General features: G+C 59.7%; 2 protein-coding genes. Both read right to left on the reverse strand.

The annotated features are described in order from the left end of the window. Nucleotides 1–288 precede the first annotated feature (288 nt). On the reverse strand, nt 289–468 hold the full coding sequence (locus ACO54Z_RS04225; protein ID WP_485995896.1) for a hypothetical protein: 180 nt from the start codon (nt 466–468) through the stop codon (nt 289–291). Nucleotides 469–489: 21 nt separating this feature from the next. After that, nucleotides 490–1,749, reverse strand: a complete 1,260-nt coding sequence (locus tag ACO54Z_RS04230; protein ID WP_485995897.1) for an NAD(P)/FAD-dependent oxidoreductase — start codon at nt 1,747–1,749, stop codon at nt 490–492. Nucleotides 1,750–1,955 lie beyond the last annotated feature (206 nt).

The following is a 1,955-nucleotide window of genomic DNA, read 5'->3' on the forward strand; positions in this document are numbered from 1 at the left end:
CAGGTTTGGAATTTTGTCGGGTTGCCGTGCAAGTTATAGTTTGGAAGGAAGTCTAATTGTAAACAGCTCCTGGGAGCTGTTTACAATGAGTCATAACACGATGATTTTCTTCGCAGGTTGGGTTAGCGGGGTACAAGCGACTGGAACAGCCCGCATAGCGACAAGTATTGCTCGCGTAGCGAGAGAGAGAGAGAGACCCAACGAACCGAATGCTGAACCTGTTCCGTTGTGGTCAGCAAAAAGCCGGACGTTCGTCCGGCTTTTTGATTTTGCGCGAAAACGGCGTGGTTATTTGCTGACGGTGGCGCTCATACCGACGCTGCCATAGATTTCGTTGCTGCCGCTTTCGTTGCTGATGCCGATGCTGTTGCCGTGCTCGTGTTTGGCGGCGGTACTGGCGGAAATGTTATCGCTGTTGGCGCAGCCGCACAGGGCGGCGAGGCAGGTGAGGATGACGAGTTTTTTCATGATGTTGTACTCCGTGGGGGGTTAATCGCGTCGGCCGCGGGGCGGGCTGGGCTGGATGTTCATCCGCATCGCCTGGTTTTTGGTAAGGAAGGCGATGCTCCAGTTGTAGGCGGCGGCGACGCGGTTTTTCATGGTGACGAGCGCAAGGATGTGGACGATAACCCAGATTATCCAGGCGGGGATGCCGTGCAGGCAGCGGCCGCCCGGCATATCGGCCACCGCCGAGAGGCGGCCAATCATCGCCATGTCGCCCTTGTGTTTGTAGCTGAAGGGTTTGTCGCTGTTGCGTCCCAACTGTTTGCCGAGGTATTTGCCCTGGGCTTTGGCGACTTGTCCCAGTTGCGGGTGGCCGTTGGGGTAGTCGGGGTCGCCTTCGACCATGGCACAGTCGCCGAGGGCATAGACGTCTTCGAGGCCGATGACGCGCAGGTTGCGGTCAACGCGCAGGCGGTTGCCGCGTGCGTAGCAGCTGTCGGCGAACCCGGCCAGTTTGACTGCGGTCACGCCCGCCGTCCAGATGAGGCTTTTTGCTTCTATGGTGTTGCCGCTTTTCAGGGTGATGGTCTGGCCGTCGTAGGCGGTGACGGGGTCGTTGTAGATGATGTCCACCCCCAGTTTTTGCAGGGCGGCAGCGGTGTAGCGCTGCGACACTTCGCGCATCGGCGGCAGCAGCACCGGGTCGGCGGTGACGAGGGTGAGTTTGCCGTGCTCGCCTTCGAGTTCGGGGTAGTCCTTGTCAAAGATGTCGCGCCGCATTTCGGCGAGGATGCCGGTCAGCTCAACCCCGCTCGCGCCGCCACCGGCAACGACAAAGTGCAGGTAGGGCGCGCGTGCTTGCGGCGGCTGGGCGCAGGCGGCTTCCAGTTGCGCGAGGATGTTGTTGCGGATGGCGAGCGCGTCGCCGATGGTTTTCATGGTGTAGGCGTTCTGCTCGACTTCACGGTTGCCGAAGTAGTTGGGCTGCGCGCCGAGGGCGACGATGAGGATGTCGTATTCGAGGCTGCCGCCCTGTTCGAGGAAGACGCGCTTCGCCTTGGTATCCACGCGGGTGACGGTGCCTTTGCGGAAGCGGGCGCGCGGCTGGCGGTTGAGCAGTTTACGGAAGGGGTAGCTGATGTCCGACGGCGACATGAAGCCCGCCGCAACCTGGTAGATGAGCGGCGGGAAGAAGTTGTAATTGTTCTTGTCGATCAGGGTGATGCTGTAATCCGGGTTGTGGCCGAGGTCGCGGGCGAGGTTCACACCGGCGAATCCACCGCCGAGGATGACGAGTTTTTTCATGTAATGTCCTTGTGATGCCTGGAAAAACGGGCGCGGATTATACGCCGGGCGCGGCGGCAGTTGGCTGATTTTGGTCAGGCCGGGAAAGCATTCCGTCGTCGCTGACGCAGATGGTTTGCTGTCCCCACCGGCCTGCGACTATTAATAATGACTAGGGGCTGTTTACAATTCACTCATAGCGGTAACCAAACCATGATGCAGCCCAA

The sequence above is a fragment of the Cardiobacterium sp. genome, assembly GCF_057314735.1.